The sequence below is a fragment of the Actinomadura craniellae genome (assembly GCF_003289645.1).
Classification (GTDB): Bacteria; Actinomycetota; Actinomycetes; order Streptosporangiales; family Streptosporangiaceae; genus Actinomadura_D; species Actinomadura_D craniellae.
Map to the genome: position 1 here is coordinate 243,231 of NZ_QLYX01000008.1, position 19,672 is coordinate 262,902.

Sequence of the window (19,672 nt, forward strand, 5' to 3'; positions counted from 1 at the left end):
TTTCGAGGCGCCCTCGCGCCTCGAAAGCTGAAGGATCAGCCGGGGTAGGTCCACGGGCGGCCGGTGCCCTGATACTCCGCCACGGCGATGGGGTGGACGCCGGGGCGCATCCGGTCGGTGTAGAGGCGGCCGTGCAGGTGGTCGACCTCGTGCGCGACCAGGCGGGCGAGGGCGTCGGTGAAGACGGTGATGACCTGCCGTCCGTCCGGGGTGGTGTGCTCGACCTCCAGCCGCAGCGGCCGGGGGACGAGCCCGCGCACGTCGAAGAACGACAGGCAGCCCTCGTACCGCTCGTCCTCCTCGTCGGACTGCTCGATGATCCGGGGGTTGAGCAGCACCAGCGGCTCGGCGTCGTCGCCGGGGGGCAGGACGACGGCGACCGCCCGGTCCACCCCGATCTGCGGGGCGGCGAGCCCCATTCCCTTGCCGAAGACGTGGTGCTCGCGCACGCGCTGCACCGCGGCCAGTAGTTCGTCGACCAGTTCGCGCACCTCGCCGGGCCGGGCGGGCAGGTCGATCCGGCGGGCCGCCCGGCCGAGCCGGGGGTCGTCGCGCTGCACGATCCCGGCCGCCCGCATCCGGTCGCCGGCCGTCCTGAGCTCCGGTGGCGCGGTGTTCCCCGGCCCGGCGTGCTCGCGCAGCCGCCATTCCAGCCGGTACCGGCTGTTGAGCGGCGGGTCCTCGGTGGACCAGTCGAACACGTCGGTGTCGCCGTCCCGGCGCCGGGTGACGGGGGTGGGCAGTGGGGCGGCCTCGGCGGTGGCCGAGGTGTGCGTGCCCCACACCGCCGGCACCATGTCCGCGGGGAACACCAGGCGCACCGACAGCCGCAGGGTGTGCAGCCGGACGGCCCGCTGGAACCAGGGCCCCCACTTGTCCTCGCCCACCGTGTAGGCGTACTCCAGGGTGGCGCGCTCGCCGGGGTAGAGGGGGAACCGGCCGCGGTCGTTCTCGAAGCGCAGCCACACCTCCTTGAACGAGTCGCGGTCGAGCTTGACCTGCCAGTCCATCTCCTCGCCGTCGCAGCGGGCGGACAGCGCGAGCTCGTCGAAGGTCAGCGGGTGCCGCCGGTAGAGCCGGTTGGCGGCCTGCGGGTCGCCGGGGTGCCGGTCCACCGAGATGCGCATCAGGTACCGGGTGACCGGGTCGGGCCCGGTGTTGCGGATGGCGCGCCGCATGACGGCGGTGAAGGCGCCGGCCCGGTAGCGCAGCTCGGCGTGGTCGTGCTCCACCACCAGCCCGCCCGAGCCGCGCGGGGCGGGCGGCGCCGGCTGCTCGGTGCCCCCGGCGGACTGCCAGGCCCGCCAGATCTCGCCGCCCGCGCTCAGCGCGGCCTCGGCCCGCCGGGCGAAGTCGGCCGAGGCGGGGTGCCGGCCGTGCTCGACGTGCGAGATGTAGGACCGGTCGAATCCCATGGCGTCGGCCAGCGCCCGCCCGGTCATCCGCCGGCGCTTGCGCCACCGGGTGAGCACGCCCCCGAACGTCTCGACGTCGTCCATCGCGCCCCCGTGAACCGGTGTGAATGAACCGTGAATGACGGCCCATCACCCTGTCGTCACCCACTAACTAGACGATTACCTAATTTCGTGAGTTTTCCACCAGCGTGGCCGCTGCCGGTCAGTGAAGACGTGCGTGGAAGGTCGCGTCCGGCCTCGCGGTGACCCCTCGCCGCCACCGACCCCCGCGGAACGGAGGGGCCCGCGAAGATCTGCCGCGCGCGGGCGTATGAGCTGCGGACGCCCGCGCGCGGCCCCAACGCCGGCCGTGCGGTGCCGCGCCCCACCGTGAGGGAACTCGAAGGCGCGCACAAGGCGATCCGCGAGATCTTCGTGCGGATGCCGGGGAGAAAGGCGAGCGGGCCGATCCGGGGGAGCGGACGGAGGGCCCGGTCAGGTCACGGGTGGGCGCGGAGCCGGCCGTCCTCGGCGGTGAGCCTGGCTTGGACGCCCTGCTCGCCGCAGTCGGGGCCGTTGGGGAAGCTCCCGCGCGGGGTGACGGTGAGGCTCCGGTCCAAGGCGGGTTCGGGGCCGGAACCGTGCAGCTTCAACGTGACCTGGACGGGACGCTTGGGCAGGTCAGGGACCATGGCGAAGCCGGTCAGGCCACCGGTGCGGACGACCGAGGCGCCGCACGTGTCGTCGGGCCCGGTGCCCGTGCAGGTCTGCGGCGCGGCCGACGTGGCCGGGTCGAGCCGGAGTTCGGGGGTGTGGCAGGCGCCGTCCCAGCAGACCCGCAGGGACGCGCGTTCCACGCCGGCGGCCAGGGACGGGGCGACGTCCAGCCCGATCCCGGTCAGGCCGCCGATCGCCGTGCAGGCCTTCCCGCCGGACTGCACGCCGGACCCGCAGCCCGCCAGAGCGAACGCCATGCCCAGCGCCGCGAACTTCACATAACCGTGCATACTCCACAGACGCGTCCCGCCCGCCCGCGGTTGCCCGGGCTCAGAACTCGCGGACGCAGATCGCGTAGACGGTGACGGCCCGGGCGTGCCGGACCTCGACGACCCAGCGCCGGGCGTCACCCGGGTAGGAGCTGATCAGCTGGGCGCCGTCGCCGTGCACCTGACCGCCGCCGCCGATGACCCGCTTCCCCCAGGGGCAGGTCGCGCTGAGCTGCTGCTGCCCCCACACGTTCGTGTAGTGCCGGCGGATGATCTGGTAGCCCGAGAAGCCATCGTGCCGGCCCGGCAGGAGGCCGCCGCGAGGCCGGTCGCGCTGGAAGCCGTCGTACTGGTCGGGCCGCGGATCCGCCGGGGTGACGGCCTGGGCGGCGCCCGCCATGACCGGTCCGGCGCCGAGCGTCAGGGCCGCACCGAGCAGGGCCTTGGGCATGCGCGCTCTCATGGGCTCTCCTCATTGGCCTCGCCCGCCACGCTGCGGGAAGGTGCGGATGAGTCGTGCCCGAAGAGTATTCATCCGATTGCTTACAGTGTCCAGATGTCGTGTCATGGACACGTTTTGGCAGGCCATGGCGCTTTCGCTGACCCGGATCCGGACCGGCCGGGGTATCGGATAACTTTTGGGGACCTCGTCGGTTCGCCCGCCCACCGTGAAGGGTCCCCCATGGAGTTCGTCCGGCAGCTGCTGCTCTTCCTGCACTTCATCGGGCTGGCGGTGCTCATCGGCGCCTTCGTCGCCCAGGTCGCCACCCGGCCGGAGAACGGCCGGTACCTCCCGGGCACGGGGATGCTCCACGGCGCGCTCACCCAGCTCGTCACCGGCCTCGCCCTGGTCGGGGTGCTGGAGAGCGGGGACGACCCGGTCAACCACCCCAAGGTCGGGGTGAAGCTGCTCGTCGTGCTGGCCGTCCTGGTGCTGCTGGTCATGGGCCGCAGGAAGCCGCTGGCCAAGGGCGCCTTCATGGCGATCGGCCTGCTCGCCCTGGTCAACGTGGGCGTCGCCGTCTTCTGGACCTAAGGGCGCTCCTCGGCGACGATCGTCAGCCCCGCCCCGGCGGCGGCCTTCGGGTAGTCGTCGTCGATGTGCACCACCCGCCGGCCGGCCCGCAGCAGCAGCGCCGCGGCCGCGGCGGCGCGGTAGCCGGACCCGCAGTGCACCCACACCGTCCCCGCCGGGACCTCGTCGATCCGGGCGGGCAGGTCGGGCAGCGGGATGTGGACGGCGCCGTCGAGGTGCCCCTCGCGCCACTCGCGGGGCATCCGCACGTCCAGGACGACGTCGGGGGCGAGTGCCCCGTGCGGGGACCGGCCCGCCCGCGCGGCGGCCAGGTCCTCGAACGCGGCCACCGGCAGCGCGCCCAGCCGCTCTCCCCACCGCTCGGGCGTCCCGACAGCGCTCGCCGCCGGACGGTCCACGCCGATCCGGGCCAGCTCCCGCTGGGCGGCGGCGACCTGCTCGGCCGACTCGCCGAGCAGGGTGATCGGCGCCTCCGTCGGGGCCAGCCAGCCCAGCCAGGTGGCCATCGGCCCGTCCAGCCCGAAGCTCAGGGTGCCGGCCAGGTGCCGCCGCGCGAACGCCCGCCGGCTGCGCAGGTCCACCACCCACTCGCCGGCCGCGATCCGGCCCGCCAGCTCGCCGGGGTCGGCGCGGCGCACCGGGCTGAGGTCGATCGGGCCCGGCCCCGCCGCGTTGATCGCCCCCATGTGCGCGTAGTAGGCGGGGTAGGCGTCCAGCCCGGCCAGGGTCTCGGTGACGAACTCGTCGGCGGCCAGCAGCAGCACCGGGTTGACGGCCCGCTCCCGGCCGATCGTGGACTCGTCGGCGTCCGACTGGGTGGCCGAGCAGAAGCTGCCGAAGCCGTGCGTCGGCCAGACCCGGACGCCGTCGGGCAGCAGGTCGGCCAGCCGCCGGGCCGAGGCGTGCTGGGCGTGCGCCAGCTCACCGGAGTGCTCCGGGCCGGACAGGTCGGGCCGGCCGGTGGTGCCGAACAGCAGCGAGCCGCCGGTGAAGACCCCGACCGGCCCGTCCGGCCCGGACAGCACGTACGAGAGGTGGTGGAAGGTGTGCCCCGGGGTGGCCACCGCCCGCAGCCGCATCCGGTCGGAGATCTCGACCTCCTCGCCCTCGGCGACGGGGACGCGGTCGAAGTCCACCTGCTCGGCCGCCCCCACCAGGTACGCGGCCCCGGTCAGCCGGGACAGCGCCAGCCCGCCGGAGACGTAGTCGTTGTGCAGGTGCGTCTCCACCACATGGGTGATCCGGACGTCCAGCCGCCCGGCCAGCCGGAGCATCCGGTCGATGTCGCGCTGCGGATCGACCGCCACCGCGACCTGGCCGTCAGTGGCCAGGTGGCTGCGGTCACCCAGCGAGGAGGTCTCCACGACCCGAACGTCGATCGTCATCTTCTCCGCCTACCCGGCATATACCCCATAGGGGTTTGATCTCCGGGGGTTTTTGCGGCCTTGTTCGGTGAGGGGCTTGGAAGAGTCGGGTCGTGGTGATGGGGTGTGTGCCATGACGGCGGCGATCTCCGTGACGAAACTGGTCAAGACGTTCGGTCCCACACGCGCCCTCGACGAGCTCGACCTGTCCGTCCGGACGGGCGAAGTGCACGGTTTCCTGGGCCCCAACGGTGCCGGGAAGTCCACCACCATCCGGGTGCTGCTGGGGTTGCTGCGGCGCGACTCCGGCGAGGTGAGCGTGCTCGGGGCCGACCCCTGGCGGGACGCGGTCTCCCTGCACCGCAGGCTGGCGTACGTCCCGGGGGACGTGAACCTGTGGCCCAACCTGTCCGGTGGCGAGGCCATCGACCTGTTCGGGGCGTTGCGCGGCGGGCTCGACCCGGGCCGCCGGGCCGAGCTGGTGGAGCGGTTCGAGCTCGACCCCACCAAGAAGTGCCGGGCCTACTCCAAGGGCAACCGGCAGAAGGTGGCCCTCGTCGCCGCCTTCGCCTCCGACGTCGAGCTGTACGTCCTGGACGAGCCGACCGCGGGGCTGGACCCGCTGATGGACTCGGTCTTCCGGAGCTACGTCCAGGAGGCCCGGGAGGCCGGCCGGACGGTGCTGCTGTCGAGCCACATCCTCGGCGAGGTCGAGGCGCTGTGCGACCGGATCAGCATCATCCGGGAGGGCCGCATCGTCGAGTCGGGGACGCTGGGCGAGCTGCGGCACCTGACCCGGACCACCGTGTCGGTGCGCACCGAACGCCCGGTCACCGGGCTGGACGGACTGCCGGGCGTGCACGACGTCCGCAACGGTGACGACACCACCCGGTTCGAGATCGAGCCGGGCCGGTTCGACGCGGTCCTGCGGCACCTGGCCGGGTTCGGCGTGCTGGACCTGACCAGCACGCCGCCCAGCCTGGAGGAACTGTTCCTGCGCTTCTACGGCGGCGACGCACCCGCGGAGGCCGAGGCGAAATGAGCTCCTTCACCGGCACCGCGCGGCTGGCCCGGCTGGCGCTGCGCCGCGACCGCGTCCAGCTCCCGGTCTGGGTCTTCGGCCTGGGCGGCGTGCTCGCCGCGACCGCGGCGAGCGTGAGCGGCGCCTACACCACCGACGCCGAGCGCGCGGCGTACGCGGTCACCGCGGCCAACCCGGCCGCCATGGCGTTCAACGGCCCGGTGCTCGGCACCGACCTCGGCTCGATCACCATGACCGAGACGTTCACCGTGCTGGCCGTGTTCGTCGCCCTGATGAGCACGATGGCGGTGGTCCGGCACACCCGGCAGAACGAGGAGACGGGCCGGGCCGAGCTGGTCGGCTCCGCGATCGTCGGGCGGCACGCGCCGCTGACCGCCGCGCTGATCACGGTGGCCGGCGCCAACGCGGCGCTGGCGGTGCTCGTCGGGCTGCTGCTGAACGCGAACGGCCTGTCCCCGGCGGGTTCCTGGGGGATCGGCCTGGCCCTGGGCCTGGTCGGCGTCGTCTTCGCGGGCGTGGCCGCCGTCGCCGCCCAGCTCTCCGGGACCTCCCGCGGGGCCAACGGGCTCGCCGCCGCCGGGCTCGGGCTGGCGTTCCTGCTGCGCGCGGTGGGCGACTCGCTGGGCGAGCAGGCGCCAGGCGGGGTGACCACCGACAGCGCGTTCTTCTCCTGGCTGTCCCCGATCGGCTGGGGGCACCAGCTGAAACCCTTCACCGAGACCAACTGGTGGGTGCTGGGGCTGCTCGCCGTCCTGGCCGGGCTGCTGGTCGCGCTGGCGTACGCGCTCACCGCCCACCGCGACCTCGGCGCGGGGATGCTGCCCGACCGGGCGGGGCCCGCGACGGCCCCCCGCGGCCTGCTCCGCCCGCTCGGGCTGGCCTGGCGGCTGCAGCGCGGGGCCGTGCTCGGCTGGTCCGTGGCGATGGTGGTGCTGGGCGTCACCTTCGGCGCGCTCGGCGAGGAGATCGACGAGATGCTGGAGAACAACCCCCAGCTCGCCGAGGTCTTCCGGCAGTTCGGCACCGACGGCACACCCGCCGACATGTACTTCGGCATGGTGCTGGGGTTGATGGCGATCGCGGCCGCCGGCTACACCGTCCAGGCGCTGCTGCGGATGCGGGCCGAGGAGTCCTCCGGGGTGCTGGAACCGCTGCTGGCCACGGCGGTGAGCCGGCCCCGGTGGATGCTGGGCCACATCCTCATCGCGACGGCCGGCACCGTCCTCCTGCTCGTGCTGCTGGGGTCGGGCGCCGGGCTCTCCTACGGCCTGATCGTCGGGGACGTGCCGGGCCAGGTGGTCTCGCTGGCCGGGGCGGCGCTGGCCCAGGCGCCGGGGCCGCTGGCGCTCGCCGGGGCCGTGGTCGCCGTGATCGGCCTGCTGCCGGGCCGGGCCGTCGCCCTGGCGTGGGGGGCGCTGGTGGTCTGCGTGCTGCTGGGGCAGGTCGGCCTGCTGCTCGAACTGCCGCAGCCGGTCCTCGACATCTCGCCGTTCACGCACCTGCCGCCGGTGCCGGCCGCCGAGGTCGCGGTGACGCCGATCCTCAGCCTGCTCGCCGCCGGGCTGCTGCTCACCGCGGCGGGCGTCGCGGCGTTCCGGCGGCGCGACCTCACGATGTGAGCTCCGGGCGCCGCTCGGCGCGCTCCTTGACGTCCAGCAGCATCCGGCGCTCCAGGACCAGGTCGCCCGGCTCCCGCAGCACGGAGTCGAGCAGCCGCCGAGCGGCCGAGCCGGTGCCGGCGCCGGCGACCCGGTTACGGCTGATCAGCCGGGTCGCCGTCCCCTCCGGCCGCAGGACGAACGCCTGCACCCGGTCGCCGGCGGGGGAGCGGAACACCAGCGTGCGCTCCGGCTCCAGGACCGCCACCTGCATGCGTGACCGCACCGTCCGGGGGTCCCAGGCGGGCCCGCCCGCGCCGCGCCCGAGCAGGTTCTCCAGCCGGTCGTGGGTGCGCCCGCCGCCCAGCCGTACCAGCCAGGGCCAGATCGCGGCGGGCGCCGCCTGGATCGTGACCGCCCGGGTGGAGAGGACGCCGGGATGCGGCATTAACTCGTCGCCGGGCAGCGCCCGTTCGGCCTCCTCGGCGGTCGCCCCCCAGGTCAGGCACCAGCGGCGCCACATCCGGGGGTACGCGGCGGCCAGCCCCGCCACCACCAGGCCGAGGCGCACCGCGAGCCGCAGCCTGCTGTTCATGATCGCTCCGGTTCGGGGACGACCACGATGGGGCACCGGCTGTGGTGCAGCACGGTGTGGTTGGTGCGGCCCAGCCCCAGGCCCAGGATGCCGCGCTGCCGGTGCGCGCCGACGACGACCAGCGCGGCGCGCTCGGAGGCCGTCACGAGGGAGGACCCCGGCCGCTCGTCGACCACGGTGCGCGAGACCTGGACACCCGGGTACCGCGACCCGTGTTCCGCCAGCACCGGCGACGGCCCCAGGCCCTCGCCGACCTGCTGCTCGGGGGCGCCGAACACCCCGCCGACGGCGTACAGGGAGGTCAGCCGGGCCTTGCGCAGGTCGGCCTCGCGGTACGCCCAGTCGAGGGCGGACCCGGCGGGGGAGTCCTCGTCGACACCGACCACGATCTCGGCGGGGGCGTCCGCCGGGTCGGGTGCGGTGAGCGGGACCACCACCACCGGACGGGTGGCCCGGGCCGCCACGTGCAGTGAGACCGAGCCGAGCAGCAGCCCCTCGAAGCCGCCGACCCCGCGGGATCCGAGGACCAGCATCGAGGCGTTCTCGCTCTCGTCGAGCAGGGCCCGGCCGGGCTCGCCCGCCAGCAGGTCCGTCGTCACCTCCAGGCCGGGGGCGCGGCGCAGCACCCGGTCCCGGGCCTCCTCCAGCAGTTCGGTGCGGGTGGCGTCCTGCCGCGCGTAGCCCTCCTCGGTCAGCGACCCGTCGCGGACCAGCAGCATGGACGCGTTCACCAGCCGGACGGGCAGGTCGTGCAACTCGGCTTCGGCGGCGGCCCAGTCGATCGCCCGCCGGGCCCGCTCCGAGCCGTCGACTCCCACGATGATCGGGTCCCGCATGGTGGTTCTCCTGTCTTATCGGATCTTCTCGACGTTAGGCGTCCTCTTCCCTAGACGGGCAAAGCCAAAGGTCCTGAATACGGGGAGTTCAGCGGATCTATACGACTCGCCCGGCAGCCCGATGGGTTTGAATGGCCGTATCTTTACTGCGTGTAGCGGTCCCGCTCCGGTGAGTGTGGATAGTCCTCTGTGCGGGTCACAAAGCCCGTACGAAGGGGGATCGAATGAATTCGCGAGCGAGAAGGCGCATGTTCCTGGCCGCGGCAGCGGCCGGGGCCGCGCTTTCCACCGCAGGACCGGCCTCGGCGTCGACGCTGGTGCCCGAACCCGAGCCCGGGCACCAGCAGGGGCCGTACTACCAGTTCCAGCCCTACCAGGGCCACCACCAGCCGATGCAGCCCTTCCAGGGGCCGTTCACGCACCAGGCGCCCGAGCAGTACCAGTTCCAGCCGTACCAGTTCCAGCAGGAGCAGCGCCCGCGGCACGGCCACCAGCCAGGGCACTCCCCGCAGCCCTACGGGCCGACGGCGCACCACCAGCCGGCGAACCAGCACCGGCCGGGGGAGTACCCGGAGCCCTCGATCTACCTCATCTCGCAGCCGGACCTGATGGACCTGCTGGGCTTCCAGCAGCCGTCACACGCACAGCGCCCGGAGGAGCGGCCGCGGCACGAGGCCGGACCGCACGGCCCGCAGCACGGCCACGGCCCGCGAGGCGAGCACGGCCCGCGGGGCGAGCACGGTGAGCATGGCCCGAAGGATGGCCACGGCGAGCACGGCGAGCAGGGTGGCCACGGTCCGCACGGCGAGCACGGCCCGAGGGACGAGCATGGCCCGAACGATGGCCACGATGGTCGCGATGGGCATGGTCCGCAGGGCGGTCACGGCCCGCGGGATGGCCACGGTGAGCATGGGCCGCACGATGGCCGTGATGGGCATGGTCCGCAGGGCGGCCACGGCCCGCGGGACGGCCACGGTGAGCACGGTCCGCAGGGCGAGCACGGTCCGCGAGGTGAGCACGGCCCGCACGATGGGCGCGGTGAGCATGGTCCGCGGGGCGGCCACGGCCCGCGGGACGGCCACGGTGAGCACGGCCCGCAGGGTGGCCACGGTGAGCACGGCCCGCAGGGTGGCCACGGTGAGCACGGCCCGCAGGGTGGCCACGGTGAGCACGGCCCGCAGGGTGGCCACGGTGAGCACGGCCCGCAGGGTGGCCACGGTGAGCACGGCCCGCAGGGTGGCCACGGTGAGCACGGCCCGCAGGGTGGCCACGGTGAGCACGGCCCGCAGGGTGGCCACGGTGAGCACGGCCCGCAGGGCGGCCACGGTGAGCACGGCCCGCAGGGCGGCCACGATGGGCATGGTGAGCACGGCCCGCAGGGGCCCGGGGAGCAGCAGGGCCCCGAGCAGGATTGACGTCCAGGGGCGGCAGGCTCGTTGAGCCCGGCCTTCCGCGCCGGCACCGGTGACGGCGAAGTCCACCGGTGGACCGGCTGCACGGGCCGGCTTCGAGTAAGCCGACCCCTGGGAGCGCCGCTTCGGCGGCGCGTGCGGGACCGGCCGGCGGATGCGGCCGGTTCCGGGGGAACTCCGCGGTGCCGGTTCGGAAGACTCGGCGTTCCGGTGACAACCGGCCACTGCGGCGGTGCCCGTGCGGACCGTCACGTGCCCTGCGGTCCGCACGGGCGCCTCCCCGCCTACTTCGGTGGGCGGGGGTGCGCCAGGACGGCCGGCCAGACCGTGAACAGGGCGGCGAGCATCGCGAAACCACCCGTTACGACCGCGGCGTCCGCGGTGGCGGGGAACGGCGACAGCGCCACTCCGACCGCGATCGGCACGGCGAGCAGCGCCGTCCAGCCCCACAGGATCGCCCGCCCGCGCGGGCGGGGGTAGAACAGGGACTCCTGGACCGGGACGGGGAGCGCCAGCAGGGCCGCCCCCGCGTACCCCACCCCGGGCAGGGACAGGGCGGCACCCGCGCCCAGCAGCACCGCACCCGACCCCAGGGCGGTGACGGAGATGCCGGCGGCCCGCCGTTCCGCACGTCCGATCAGGTCCCGGTGCCGCGGGTCGGCCCGCAGCCGCAGCGCCAGGTAGGTCTCGGTCACCGCCAACGCCCAGAACCCGAGGGTGAGCAGCAGGACGAGCAGGGTGACGAGCGGGATCACCGCGCCGAGCGCCAGCGTCAGCAGGACCCGTCCGCGCGACGCCTCCCGCAGCCCGGCGAGCCGGTACAGGATCCGGTGGCAGGGGTTGCGCAGTTTCAGCGAGAGCAGCAGCAGCCACCGGCCGGGGGTCCAGCCGGGGTCGAGCCGCAGCGCCTCCCGGAACGCCTCCGCCGCCGTCCGGGGGTCGCCGCCGGCCAGGGCGGCCCGCCCGTACGCGATGTGCGGCAGCGGCGTCTCGGGGTCGAGCCGGACCGCCTCGGCCGCGGCGGCCAGCGCCCCCGGCGCCCCGGAGACCTCGGCGAGCGAGACGCTGAGCAGGCTGGTCAGCGCGCTGTCCTGCGGGTCGTGGCGCAGCCCCTCCTGGGCGGCCTGGGCGGCGGGCCACCACTCGTGCAGGCTCATGTGGATCCGGGAGACCAGCTCCCAGGCCGACGGCCGGGTCGGGTCGATCGCCAGCGCGGTGCGGGCGGCGTGCAGGGCGTCGTGCGGGCGGTCCCGGCGCCGCAGCACCAGGGCCGCCACGTAGTGCGGGTACCAGTGGTCGGGGGAGAGCCGGACCGCCTCGTTCGCCGCGGCCAGCGCGGCGTCGAGGGAGCCGACCTCCGTCAGCGCGTACGCGAGCAGCGCGTGCGCCATCGGCTGCTGCGGGTCGCGCGCCAGGATCTCGCGCAGTTCCCGTTCGGCGGCTTCGGGGCGGCGCAGCCGCAGCAGCGTCCGGGCCCGTTCGAGGGTGTCGCTCACCGCCGGTCCAGCCAGGGGCGCAGCTCGTCCCAGACCCCGCTCTCGTTGGAGTGCATCACGTAGTTGCGGGCGGTGGCCAGCCATTCGCGCACCACGCTGGGCCGGACGGCCTTCGCCGCGGCCAGCAGGTCGGCGGTGTGCAGTGGCAGCGGGTGCCCGGCCCGCAGCGACTCGTGCAGCTTGGCTTCGACCGCGCGGTCCACGATGCCGGCCAGGTCGGCGCCGACGAACCAGTCGGTGGCCTTGGCGACCTGGAGGAAGTCGAGTTCGCCCAGCGGTTTGTCCCGTAGCTGGAGGGCGAGGATCGCGGCCCGGGCGTGCAGGTCGGGCGGCGGCACGAACACCATCTGGTCGAACCGGCCGGGCCGCCGGAACGCCACGTCGATGTACCAGGGGGCGTTGGTGGCGGCCAGCACCAGCACCCCCTCGTTGGCCTCGTCGTCCACCCCGTCCAGCTCGGCCAGGAACTGGTTGACGATCTGCCGGTTGTGCGCCGCCCGCATGTCGGCGCGGCGGGCGGCCAGCGCGTCCACCTCGTCGAAGAACAGGACGCACGGCCGGCGGGCGCGGGCCTGCTCGAATATCGCCTTCAGGTTGCGCTCGCTGGACCCGACGTACATGTCGAGGATGTCGGCGAGCCCGACGTCGATGAACGCGGCGCCCAGTTCGCCGGCCGCGGCCCGGGCCAGGTGCGTCTTGCCGCAGCCCGGCGGGCCGTACAGCAGGACTCCGCCGCCGGCCCGCTTGCCGTAGGCGGCGAACAGTTCGGGCCGCTGCACGGGTAGCAGCAGCTTCATCCGCAGAGTCTCCTTGACCGCCTCCATTCCCGCCACGTCGGCGAAGGTGGTGCGTGGCCGCTCGGTCTCCGCGGCGATCTCGACGGGCGGGGCCTGCACCGGTAGCGGTTCGGCGACCCCCGGGACGAGCCGGGCGGCCAGTTCGGGGTCGGCCAGGGACGGGTCCGCCGCGAGGGCCGTCCAGTACCGCTGGTTGGCGGCGCCCAGGTCGCCCTCGGCGACCAGTGCCCGGGCCGCGACCACCCCGGCGCGGGGCGGCAGGTCGGGCAGCGACTCCAGCGCGGCCAGCGCCGCGCCGTGCTTGCCCTGCCGGACGAACGCCTCGGCCAGGCCCGTGACGATGCCGGCGTCTCCGGGGGCGAGGAGCAGGGCCGCCTGGAACTCGGTCTCGGCCTCGGCGAGGAGGCCGGCCGTCAGCAGCCGTTCCGCCAGCAGCCGCCGCAACGGGGGGTTGTCGGGCGACAGGCGGGCCGCCTCGCGCAGCGCGTCCAGCGCGGCAGCGTCGGTCACGGGTTCCGGCTCCTTCGGCTCGGGGGGTGAGGCGTCCAGTCTCCGGGATGACGGGCCCGGCCCGGAACCGGGTGCGCCCGCCGGTATGGCGGGCAGGGCCGTGACGAGGGGGTGATTTCGATGGCGACGATCGCGCTGGCGGGCGACACGATGCTGGGACGTGGGGTGGCGGCCCGGCTGGTCGCGGATCCCGCGGCCGAACTGTTCTCCGCCGGGGTCCGCGACCTCCTGGCGGCGGCCGACCTGACGGTGCTCAACCTCGAATGCTGCATTTCGGGCCGGGGCGAGCCGTGGCCGGAGCGGCGGTTCCACTTCCGGGCGCCGCCGCGGGCGGCGGAGGCGCTGGCCGCGCTGGGGGTCGGCTGCGTCACGCTGGCCAACAACCATGCCCTGGACTTCGGCTTCGACGCGCTCGCCGACACCCTCGACGGGTTGCGGCGGGCGGGGGTCCGCACGGTCGGCGCCGGCCCCGATCTGGCCGCGGCCCGCGCCCCCGCGATCCTGGCGGCCGGGGGGACCCGGGTGGCGGTGCTGGGGCTGACCGACCACCCTGCGGACTACGCCGCCGCGCCGGACCGGCCGGGGGTCGCCCACGCGGACCTGTTCTCCGGTGTCCCGGGCTGGGCGGCCGAGGAGATCCGGCGGCTGCGCGGCGACGCCGAGGTCGTGCTCGTCACCCCGCACTGGGGGCCGAACATGACCGCCGACCCGCTGCCGTACGTGCGCGCCGCCGCGGCGGACCTGGTCGGCGCGGGGGCGACGCTGGTCGCGGGTCACTCCGCGCACGTATTCCACGGTGTGACCGGCCGGGTCCTCTACGACCTGGGCGACTTCATCGACGACTACGCGGTGGACCCGCGGCTGCGCAACGATCTCGGCCTGCTGTTCCTGGTCACGCTGGACGGGGCCGGCCCGCCCGAGGTGCGGGCGGCGCCGCTGGCCCTGGACTACGGCCGGACGCGGCTGGCGGAGGGGGCCGAGCGGGAGTGGGTCCGGACCCGGTTCGCCACGGCGTGCGCGGCGCTGGGGGCGGCGCGGGTGGTGGAGGAGGACGGCCTGCTGGCGGTCCGACCCACCGAGCAGACATAAAGGACATTTCCCTGCATTAGTCCCCGACCAGCGGGGACGTTCTGGAAAGAGCATCAAGGGGGCTGTCATGAAGGCCAAAGACTGGACCATCCAGATCCACATCAGCGAAGAGGACCCGACCACCGTGGCCCGGGCCGTGCTGTCCACCGACGGGACGATGCGGGCCACCGGCGTCGGCCGGGCCCGCCGCAACCCGGCCGACCGCGAGGTCCCGGAGATCGGCGACGAACTCGCGGTCGCCCGCGCGCTGGCCGACCTGGCCGGCCGCCTGCAGAGCGTCGCGGGGCAGGACATCGCCCAGTTCACCGGTTCCGCCAGCACCTGACGGAACCGCCATAGACCACCGCGCGGGGATCATCGCCCGTCCCGCGCGCGGGCCACCGGCAGGTGCCGGCTACGCGGTGACGGGCGTCCCGCGTCGCCCGTCTTGTGCGCGGGCCACCGTCCAGGAGACCCGGCCTCGGCGCCGGGTGACCAAGCCTGTCCCGCGCGTGCGGGCCGCCGCGCGGTTCCGGCTTGCGCGGAAGCGGGCGGAGTTTCGGCGGTGCGTTATTCGGATCGGCCTGCGTGGTGAAAGGGGTTCGGGACCGGGCCGGAACCGCGTGCGGGTCTCCAACGTTGGCCGTTCAGATATGTGACGCCCGTAGTTACTACGCATATGCCATGATGCGGGCACCCATCGGGCCGCCCCAAAAGGAGGATCATGACTGCCGAACCGATCGAGCACGGCCTTTCCACCGCGTTCCGGCGAGTGGACGCGGATGGCGACGGCAAGCTCGATCTAATGGGCTTCACCATGATTCTGGAGGAACTGGGCCTGTCCTGGGCGCGGCACGAGACGCAGGACCGCTTCGAGACGGCCGACACCGACCGCGACGGCCTGATCTCCTTCGCCGAGTTCCAGGTCCTCATCGAGACCAACGGCTGGTCCCGCCACCTCTGAAGCCCTCAGGAGGTGGGCCCGACGTCCTGCGGCTGCTCCTCGCTCTCGGGTTCCGCCGGTTCGCCCCGGCGTAGCTCCTCGGGCAGGTCCGGGTCGTCCGCCGGGACGTCCCTCGGCACGACTCGCCGCCCGCTCGGCGTCATGGCCTCGCCCCCGGAGCGCTCCGCCACCGTGTCGCTCTCGGCCCGCAGCCCGTCGTCGTCGTGTTTCATGCCGATCCTCTCTCAGCCGGTCGTCGTCCCCCATGCCCTTCGTCGGCTCCGTTACGCGGCGATTCGATCACGTCGTGACGCGCGTCCTCATCTGATGAACAAATCTCGCGGTGTGCGGGCGCACATTAGGTAGAACACATAAGCTCGTCTTCACCGTCCGGGACGGGATCGGCACCCGCCGCTTCCCCCGGCGGCGCGATCGGTGCCCTCTCACCCCCGTGGAAGGCCATGTACTCCAACAGGGAACAGAGCCCGCCCCAGCCGGCGTGTCCGGCCTCGACGAGCGACGTGCGCCGGATCGTGGTCGAGGCGGTGAGCGACACCCGGTTCTCCGCCCAGCCCGCCTCCGGCCAGGGCCATCTGGACGTCTACCTCGCCTTGCTTCAAGACAGCCTGCCCGTCTACGTGGGCGTGATGTCCGACCTGCTCGGACAGGCCGGGCAGGCGACCGTGCGCGGGAACCTGACCACCGCCGCGCAGGTGACCATCGACTTCTACCGGTCCCTCTTCCCCGCCAAGCTGCCGGTCCTCGCCAGCCCCGCGCAGCTCATCCGGCTCCGCCAGGTGATGCGGGCGGGCGGGTTCGGCCCGGAGCGGGGCGACGAGGCCATCGCCGACTACCTGCGCAGGGAACAGAAGCTGGGCAGGGTCGGGCCGGACGTGGACCCCCTGGCCGTCGCCCGGCTGCTGACCGGCGGATGCCTCGGCTACGTGTACAACATGACGCTGATGGGCGGCGACGACCTGCCGTCCGGCGAGGAGTACGCCGCCGGCATCGCGCACGGGCTCCGGCTCGACTAGCCCGGCAGTTTGAGGTCCTTGCTGGCCTGGTCGAAGTCGTCCGCCCAGATCCACAGCCGGTGGGACGGCGGGACCTCGAAGTAGCCGTGCGGCCCGACCACCCGCAGGTTGCGCAGGTCGACGCAGATGCGCTGGAAGGCGCCGGCGGCAGTCTCCGCCGGGTCCTCCATCTTGGCGACGCCGAGCTTGACGCAGGCGCGGTACTCGTAGGCGAGCAGCAGGTCCTCGCCGAACTCGGCCCACATGCCCCGCCGCCCGTCCCAGGCGCGGGCGGCCTCGTCGATCAGCAGGTTCAGGTCCCGGTCGTGCGGCAGGGACGGGTAGATCAGGAACATGGCGCCCCAGCCGGAGGCGACCATGTCCAGGTTGAACGTGCGCCGTCCCGGATCGTCCGGCGGCGGCAGCGGATCGACGTTGCCGCCCTCGTACCAGGGGGCGACGTAGGCGAGCATCCGCCCGTAGCGGTCGATCACCTCTCCGGTGGGGATCACGGCGGTCCGGCGGCGCCGCCCGTTGGGTCGGGTGAGCCGGCGGTCCTGGAGCGCCTCGAACTCCGCGCTCGCCAGGGTGGCGGCGGTGATGTGCCGCTCGGCGGCGTCCGGGGTGAGCCGGGAGATCAGGTACTCGCGCAGGTCCTCCGGGAGCATGGCGTAGGTCCCGTCGGCGAGCCGGGCCCGGCACCGGTCCAGGGTGTGCTGCGCGGTCGGCGGCGCCCCCGCGTAGGCGGCCTTCTCCGGGGTGTCGACCGACACCATGCGGATCGGCTGCTCGATGACCGGGGTGTCCCCGTCGGACGTGCGGGCCAGTCGCCGGGGCGAGGCCGGCCGGCTTACCCGAGGAAAGTGGAAGGTGACCATGCCGTCCCCCTTGGCTGGTATGCACCGATATTTCAGGTGATACCCACCCAAAGGAAACCCGAGGTGAACGCCGCTGACCGGGTACGGCCACTCACCCCCCGGCGCGGATCACCCGCTCCACGTGATCACTCTCCAGGACCCGCCGCCCCCAGTAAGGGCCGGCGGCGTTCAGCTTGTGCGTCAGCTTGACGATCAGCTGCCGGTCCTGCTCGGGAGTCTGCCCACCGGAGCGGACGAGCTGGGTGTAGCGGACGGTGTCCACGATGGCGGACTTCATCCGCTCATGCGCCAGGTACGTCTCCAGATCGGCCTGCCAGCCGCGAACGGCGTCCACCGGCATGACCCGCGCCCACCGCTGCAGCAGGGCGTGCCGCTCGTCGTCGAAATAGGCCATCTTGTGCAGGTGGACGGCCATCTCGTACACCGGGTCGCCCCACAGCGCCAGCTCCCAGTCCAGGAAGACGGTACGCCCCCCGGACACGATCATGTTCTTGCGGTGCACGTCGGAATGCACCAGCCGGAACGGCCGCCGCCCCAGCGTGTCCCACCGCACCGGCGCCAGCGGCGCCCCCGGTATCCCCAGCCGCCGGAACTCCACCGCGTAGTCGTGCCGGAAGGTCTCGTACACCTCCCCGGTGGTCGCCGACAGCCGCCGCGCGAAGGCGGCCGTGTCCCCGTCGCCGGGCCAGTCGCCGGGCACCTCCGGCAACTCCCGCAACGGCACGTCCAGCAACCGCCGGAACAGCTCCGCCACGTCCTCCACCACGTGGACCGGCACCCGCGTCCCGCGCGGCGCGAGTTCGTCGAGCAGAGTCCCATCAACGAACTCGTGCACCTGAAAGGCGGGCTCCGTCGAAACGAACAGCAATCGCGGAGCACGACTGCCCCTCCCACCCCCGGCACGCTCCGGCTCCGCAAGCTCACCCACCGAAGATGCGCCGCGGGTGATCCTTCGGGATTCGGGGTGCTCCGGCGCCTCGAACCCTGATGGATCATGCTCCAGGTGGGGAGCGATGGCGGCCAGGACCTCATGTTCGGGCCAGATCCGCAGGTCCATGCCATCCGCCCCGGCGATGGGCGTCCGGACCAGCAGGTCGCCGATTCGCACGTTGCGGTTGTAGAAACCACAGGCAGCCTCGGGAGACCGTGCGGCCGCCGCGTACAGCTCGGCCGGATCCAGTCCGAACAGCTCGGCAGCGTGGGTGGTGGAGGTCTTGTCCGGATTGCGCCGAGCACCATCCGGCACCATGGGCGATTGCTCCTGCACTCAGAGTCATGACTGCAAGACACATACCGGAGCGGCTTCGGCCGTACCCGCCTTTTGAACGCTCGGCCAGCGTGTAGTCGGAGGGTGGCCGACGCCGTCCGGACGTGGCGGTGCCGTGCCGGCTCGTGACACCGCGGAGATGGCCGGTGACGGTGAACGCCGGTCGGCTCCTTGAGGTCGTCCGCCGGGATGGCCTGGTGGGGCCGTTAAAACCCCGGAGGCGGGCGCTAAGGAGCCGTCAAGGATCCGCTCGTCCCCGCGGGATCGGCGTTTCACTCGTGGGGTGCTCCCCGGGAGGAGCGCCGGTCCCGAGGAGGTAGCCATGGATCGGGGAGAGGCTTCGGTCTTCCATTTCGTCGCCGGTGCCGGCTGCGTCTTCGTGCTCGCGCTCGCCTTCAAGGGCGTGGCCGTGTCCACCGCTTCGGCGTTCCTGGCCGGCACGGTCGCGCTGTGGTCGCTGCACACGCGGATCGCCACCGGCATGGCGCTCGGCCTGGTCGCGTGGCTGCTGTGCACCGGGTTCGTCGTCAACGGGTCCGGTGAGCTGGCGGTCACCGGCGTGGCCGACGGTGGCCGGCTGGGGTTGTTCGTCGCCGCCGGCCTGGCCGGGGCGCTCGCCGGCAGGCTGCTGACCGGGAACGCACCGGACGACGCCCCGCCGCCCCGCCAGGCCACGGGGGCGACCGTCGTCCCTCTGCCGCGGGCCGAGCCCGAAGGCGGGCTCCTCCCGCCGTGCCGGCATCGCGCGGGGGACTGCCGGTACGGCGCGTACTCGGGCGGCCGGACGCTCAGCGTGGTCCGGGCGCCGGCCGGGGACGAACGGTCGGACGGCCCGGAACCATCAGACGACTGGGCCGGACGTCATTTGAAGAGGTCCTGACCGTCGCGCCCCGAGGGGTCCATTGTCAGGATGTCTTCGTACAGGCCCCGGACCGGCCGGCCGGTGAGATCGCCCCGCGGCGTGGTCTCCATCAGTACCCAGCCCGGGGTGTCCTCGGATGCCTCGTGGTCGCGCCCCTCGCCCGTCAGCCGGTAGAGCATCGCGAACACCGCCTCGTAGGCCGTGCACCGCGCGAGCCGGATGACGTCGTCGCGATCGGCCCCCGCGGCCAGCAGCCGGGCGGCCGCCGGAAGGGACTCCAGCGCGCCGGGAGCGGCCCAGCCGTCGATCATCTCCGGCCAGATGCGCCGCAACGCCAGGAACCCGGCCAGCTGGGGGATGCTCTCGGAGATCTCGGAGAGGGCCCGGCTCTCGGGCTCGTCGGCGCCCAGTTCGGCGAAACGATCCCGAAGGGCGATCGCCGCGGCGCGCTCCTGCTCGTCCATGGCAGTCAGCGCGCGGTCCCATCCGGACTCGGAAGACATCGACATCCCAGCACAATGCCACGTCTGCGGCCTGGCTTGCTCGGCTCCAAACCACTGCCAACTTCCGCCGCG

21 protein-coding genes are annotated in these 19,672 nt (G+C 73.6%); 8 read left to right on the top strand and 13 right to left on the bottom strand.

From position 1 onward, the window contains the following. Positions 1–35: 35 nt before the first annotated feature. From DPM19_RS19140 to DPM19_RS19150, 3 genes are all read right to left on the bottom strand, one after another. Positions 36–1,499, bottom strand: coding sequence for a peptide deformylase (locus DPM19_RS19140; RefSeq protein ID WP_111869306.1), 1,464 nt, complete (start codon positions 1,497–1,499; stop codon positions 36–38). A gap of 395 nt (positions 1,500–1,894) precedes the next feature. Then, on the bottom strand, positions 1,895–2,389 hold the full coding sequence (locus DPM19_RS19145; protein WP_199485163.1) for a hypothetical protein: 495 nt from the start codon (positions 2,387–2,389) through the stop codon (positions 1,895–1,897). 52 nt (positions 2,390–2,441) lie between these two features. After that, on the bottom strand, positions 2,442–2,843 hold the full coding sequence (locus DPM19_RS19150) for a hypothetical protein (protein ID WP_146778919.1): 402 nt from the start codon (positions 2,841–2,843) through the stop codon (positions 2,442–2,444). A 219-nt stretch (positions 2,844–3,062) separates the two neighbouring features. Between DPM19_RS19150 and DPM19_RS19155 the strand changes: the two genes are divergently transcribed. Then, positions 3,063–3,416 carry a hypothetical protein gene (locus tag DPM19_RS19155; RefSeq protein ID WP_111869308.1) on the top strand — a complete coding sequence of 118 codons (354 nt, stop codon included), beginning with the start codon at positions 3,063–3,065 and terminating at the stop codon, positions 3,414–3,416. On the opposite strand, the gene DPM19_RS19160 is transcribed toward DPM19_RS19155, so the two are convergent. Next, positions 3,413–4,801, bottom strand: coding sequence for an MBL fold metallo-hydrolase (locus DPM19_RS19160; protein ID WP_111869309.1), 1,389 nt, complete (start codon positions 4,799–4,801; stop codon positions 3,413–3,415). The genes DPM19_RS19155 and DPM19_RS19160 overlap by 4 nt on opposite strands. A 112-nt stretch (positions 4,802–4,913) precedes the next feature. On the opposite strand from DPM19_RS19160, the gene DPM19_RS19165 reads away from it, so the two are divergent. Continuing rightward, a complete protein-coding gene (locus DPM19_RS19165) occupies positions 4,914–5,822 on the top strand; it encodes an ABC transporter ATP-binding protein (protein ID WP_111869310.1) in 909 nt (302 codons plus the stop codon). Then, positions 5,819–7,441 carry an ABC transporter permease gene (locus tag DPM19_RS19170; RefSeq protein ID WP_111869311.1) on the top strand — a complete coding sequence of 541 codons (1,623 nt, stop codon included), beginning with the start codon at positions 5,819–5,821 and terminating at the stop codon, positions 7,439–7,441. Before DPM19_RS19165 ends, DPM19_RS19170 begins: the two co-directional genes overlap by 4 nt. On the opposite strand, the gene DPM19_RS19175 is transcribed toward DPM19_RS19170, so the two are convergent. From DPM19_RS19175 to DPM19_RS19195, 5 genes are all read right to left on the bottom strand, one after another. Beyond that, the gene (locus DPM19_RS19175; RefSeq protein WP_111869312.1) at positions 7,431–8,015 is read right to left on the bottom strand and encodes an SRPBCC family protein; all 585 of its coding nucleotides are present in this window, start codon (positions 8,013–8,015) and stop codon (positions 7,431–7,433) included. The genes DPM19_RS19170 and DPM19_RS19175 overlap by 11 nt on opposite strands. After that, positions 8,012–8,851 (bottom strand): universal stress protein, encoded by an 840-nt coding sequence (locus DPM19_RS19180; protein WP_111869313.1) that lies wholly within the window; start codon positions 8,849–8,851, stop codon positions 8,012–8,014. Before DPM19_RS19180 ends, DPM19_RS19175 begins: the two co-directional genes overlap by 4 nt. Positions 8,852–9,486: 635 nt before the next feature. After that, positions 9,487–10,332, bottom strand: a complete 846-nt coding sequence (locus tag DPM19_RS19185; protein ID WP_111869314.1) for a hypothetical protein — start codon at positions 10,330–10,332, stop codon at positions 9,487–9,489. Between the two features lie 215 nt (positions 10,333–10,547). Further along, entirely contained in the window at positions 10,548–11,759 is a 1,212-nt protein-coding gene (locus tag DPM19_RS19190) for a tetratricopeptide repeat protein (protein WP_158566826.1), read from the bottom strand. Beyond that, positions 11,756–13,066, bottom strand: a complete 1,311-nt coding sequence (locus DPM19_RS19195; protein ID WP_111869316.1) for an ATP-binding protein — start codon at positions 13,064–13,066, stop codon at positions 11,756–11,758. Before DPM19_RS19195 ends, DPM19_RS19190 begins: the two co-directional genes overlap by 4 nt. A 120-nt stretch (positions 13,067–13,186) precedes the next feature. Between DPM19_RS19195 and DPM19_RS19200 the strand changes: the two genes are divergently transcribed. From DPM19_RS19200 to DPM19_RS19210, 3 genes are all read left to right on the top strand, one after another. Next, positions 13,187–14,155, top strand: a complete 969-nt coding sequence (locus DPM19_RS19200) for a CapA family protein (RefSeq protein ID WP_111869317.1) — start codon at positions 13,187–13,189, stop codon at positions 14,153–14,155. Between the two features lie 67 nt (positions 14,156–14,222). Beyond that, the gene (locus DPM19_RS19205; protein WP_111869318.1) at positions 14,223–14,480 is read left to right on the top strand and encodes a DUF1876 domain-containing protein; all 258 of its coding nucleotides are present in this window, start codon (positions 14,223–14,225) and stop codon (positions 14,478–14,480) included. A gap of 378 nt (positions 14,481–14,858) precedes the next feature. After that, positions 14,859–15,098: an EF-hand domain-containing protein gene (locus DPM19_RS19210; protein WP_111869319.1), complete on the top strand. Its 240-nt coding sequence runs from the start codon at positions 14,859–14,861 to the stop codon at positions 15,096–15,098. A 5-nt stretch (positions 15,099–15,103) separates the two neighbouring features. On the opposite strand, the gene DPM19_RS19215 is transcribed toward DPM19_RS19210, so the two are convergent. Further along, the gene (locus DPM19_RS19215; protein ID WP_111869320.1) at positions 15,104–15,310 is read right to left on the bottom strand and encodes a hypothetical protein; all 207 of its coding nucleotides are present in this window, start codon (positions 15,308–15,310) and stop codon (positions 15,104–15,106) included. Positions 15,311–15,538: 228 nt separating this feature from the next. On the opposite strand from DPM19_RS19215, the gene DPM19_RS19220 reads away from it, so the two are divergent. Next, positions 15,539–16,111 (top strand): TetR/AcrR family transcriptional regulator C-terminal domain-containing protein, encoded by a 573-nt coding sequence (locus DPM19_RS19220; RefSeq protein ID WP_146778920.1) that lies wholly within the window; start codon positions 15,539–15,541, stop codon positions 16,109–16,111. Here the strand turns inward: DPM19_RS19220 and DPM19_RS19225 are convergent. Both DPM19_RS19225 and DPM19_RS19230 read right to left on the bottom strand, forming a co-directional pair. Continuing rightward, positions 16,108–16,968 carry a hypothetical protein gene (locus DPM19_RS19225; protein ID WP_111869322.1) on the bottom strand — a complete coding sequence of 287 codons (861 nt, stop codon included), beginning with the start codon at positions 16,966–16,968 and terminating at the stop codon, positions 16,108–16,110. The genes DPM19_RS19220 and DPM19_RS19225 overlap by 4 nt on opposite strands. Before the next feature lie 91 nt (positions 16,969–17,059). After that, positions 17,060–18,217, bottom strand: coding sequence for a phosphotransferase family protein (locus DPM19_RS19230; RefSeq protein ID WP_111869323.1), 1,158 nt, complete (start codon positions 18,215–18,217; stop codon positions 17,060–17,062). 340 nt (positions 18,218–18,557) lie between these two features. Between DPM19_RS19230 and DPM19_RS19235 the strand changes: the two genes are divergently transcribed. Next, on the top strand, positions 18,558–19,115 hold the full coding sequence (locus DPM19_RS19235) for a hypothetical protein (RefSeq protein ID WP_111869324.1): 558 nt from the start codon (positions 18,558–18,560) through the stop codon (positions 19,113–19,115). Here DPM19_RS19235 and DPM19_RS19240 read toward each other — a convergent pair. After that, a complete protein-coding gene (locus tag DPM19_RS19240; protein WP_199485164.1) occupies positions 19,097–19,606 on the bottom strand; it encodes a hypothetical protein in 510 nt (169 codons plus the stop codon). The genes DPM19_RS19235 and DPM19_RS19240 overlap by 19 nt on opposite strands. Between the last annotated feature and the right edge of the window lie 66 nt (positions 19,607–19,672).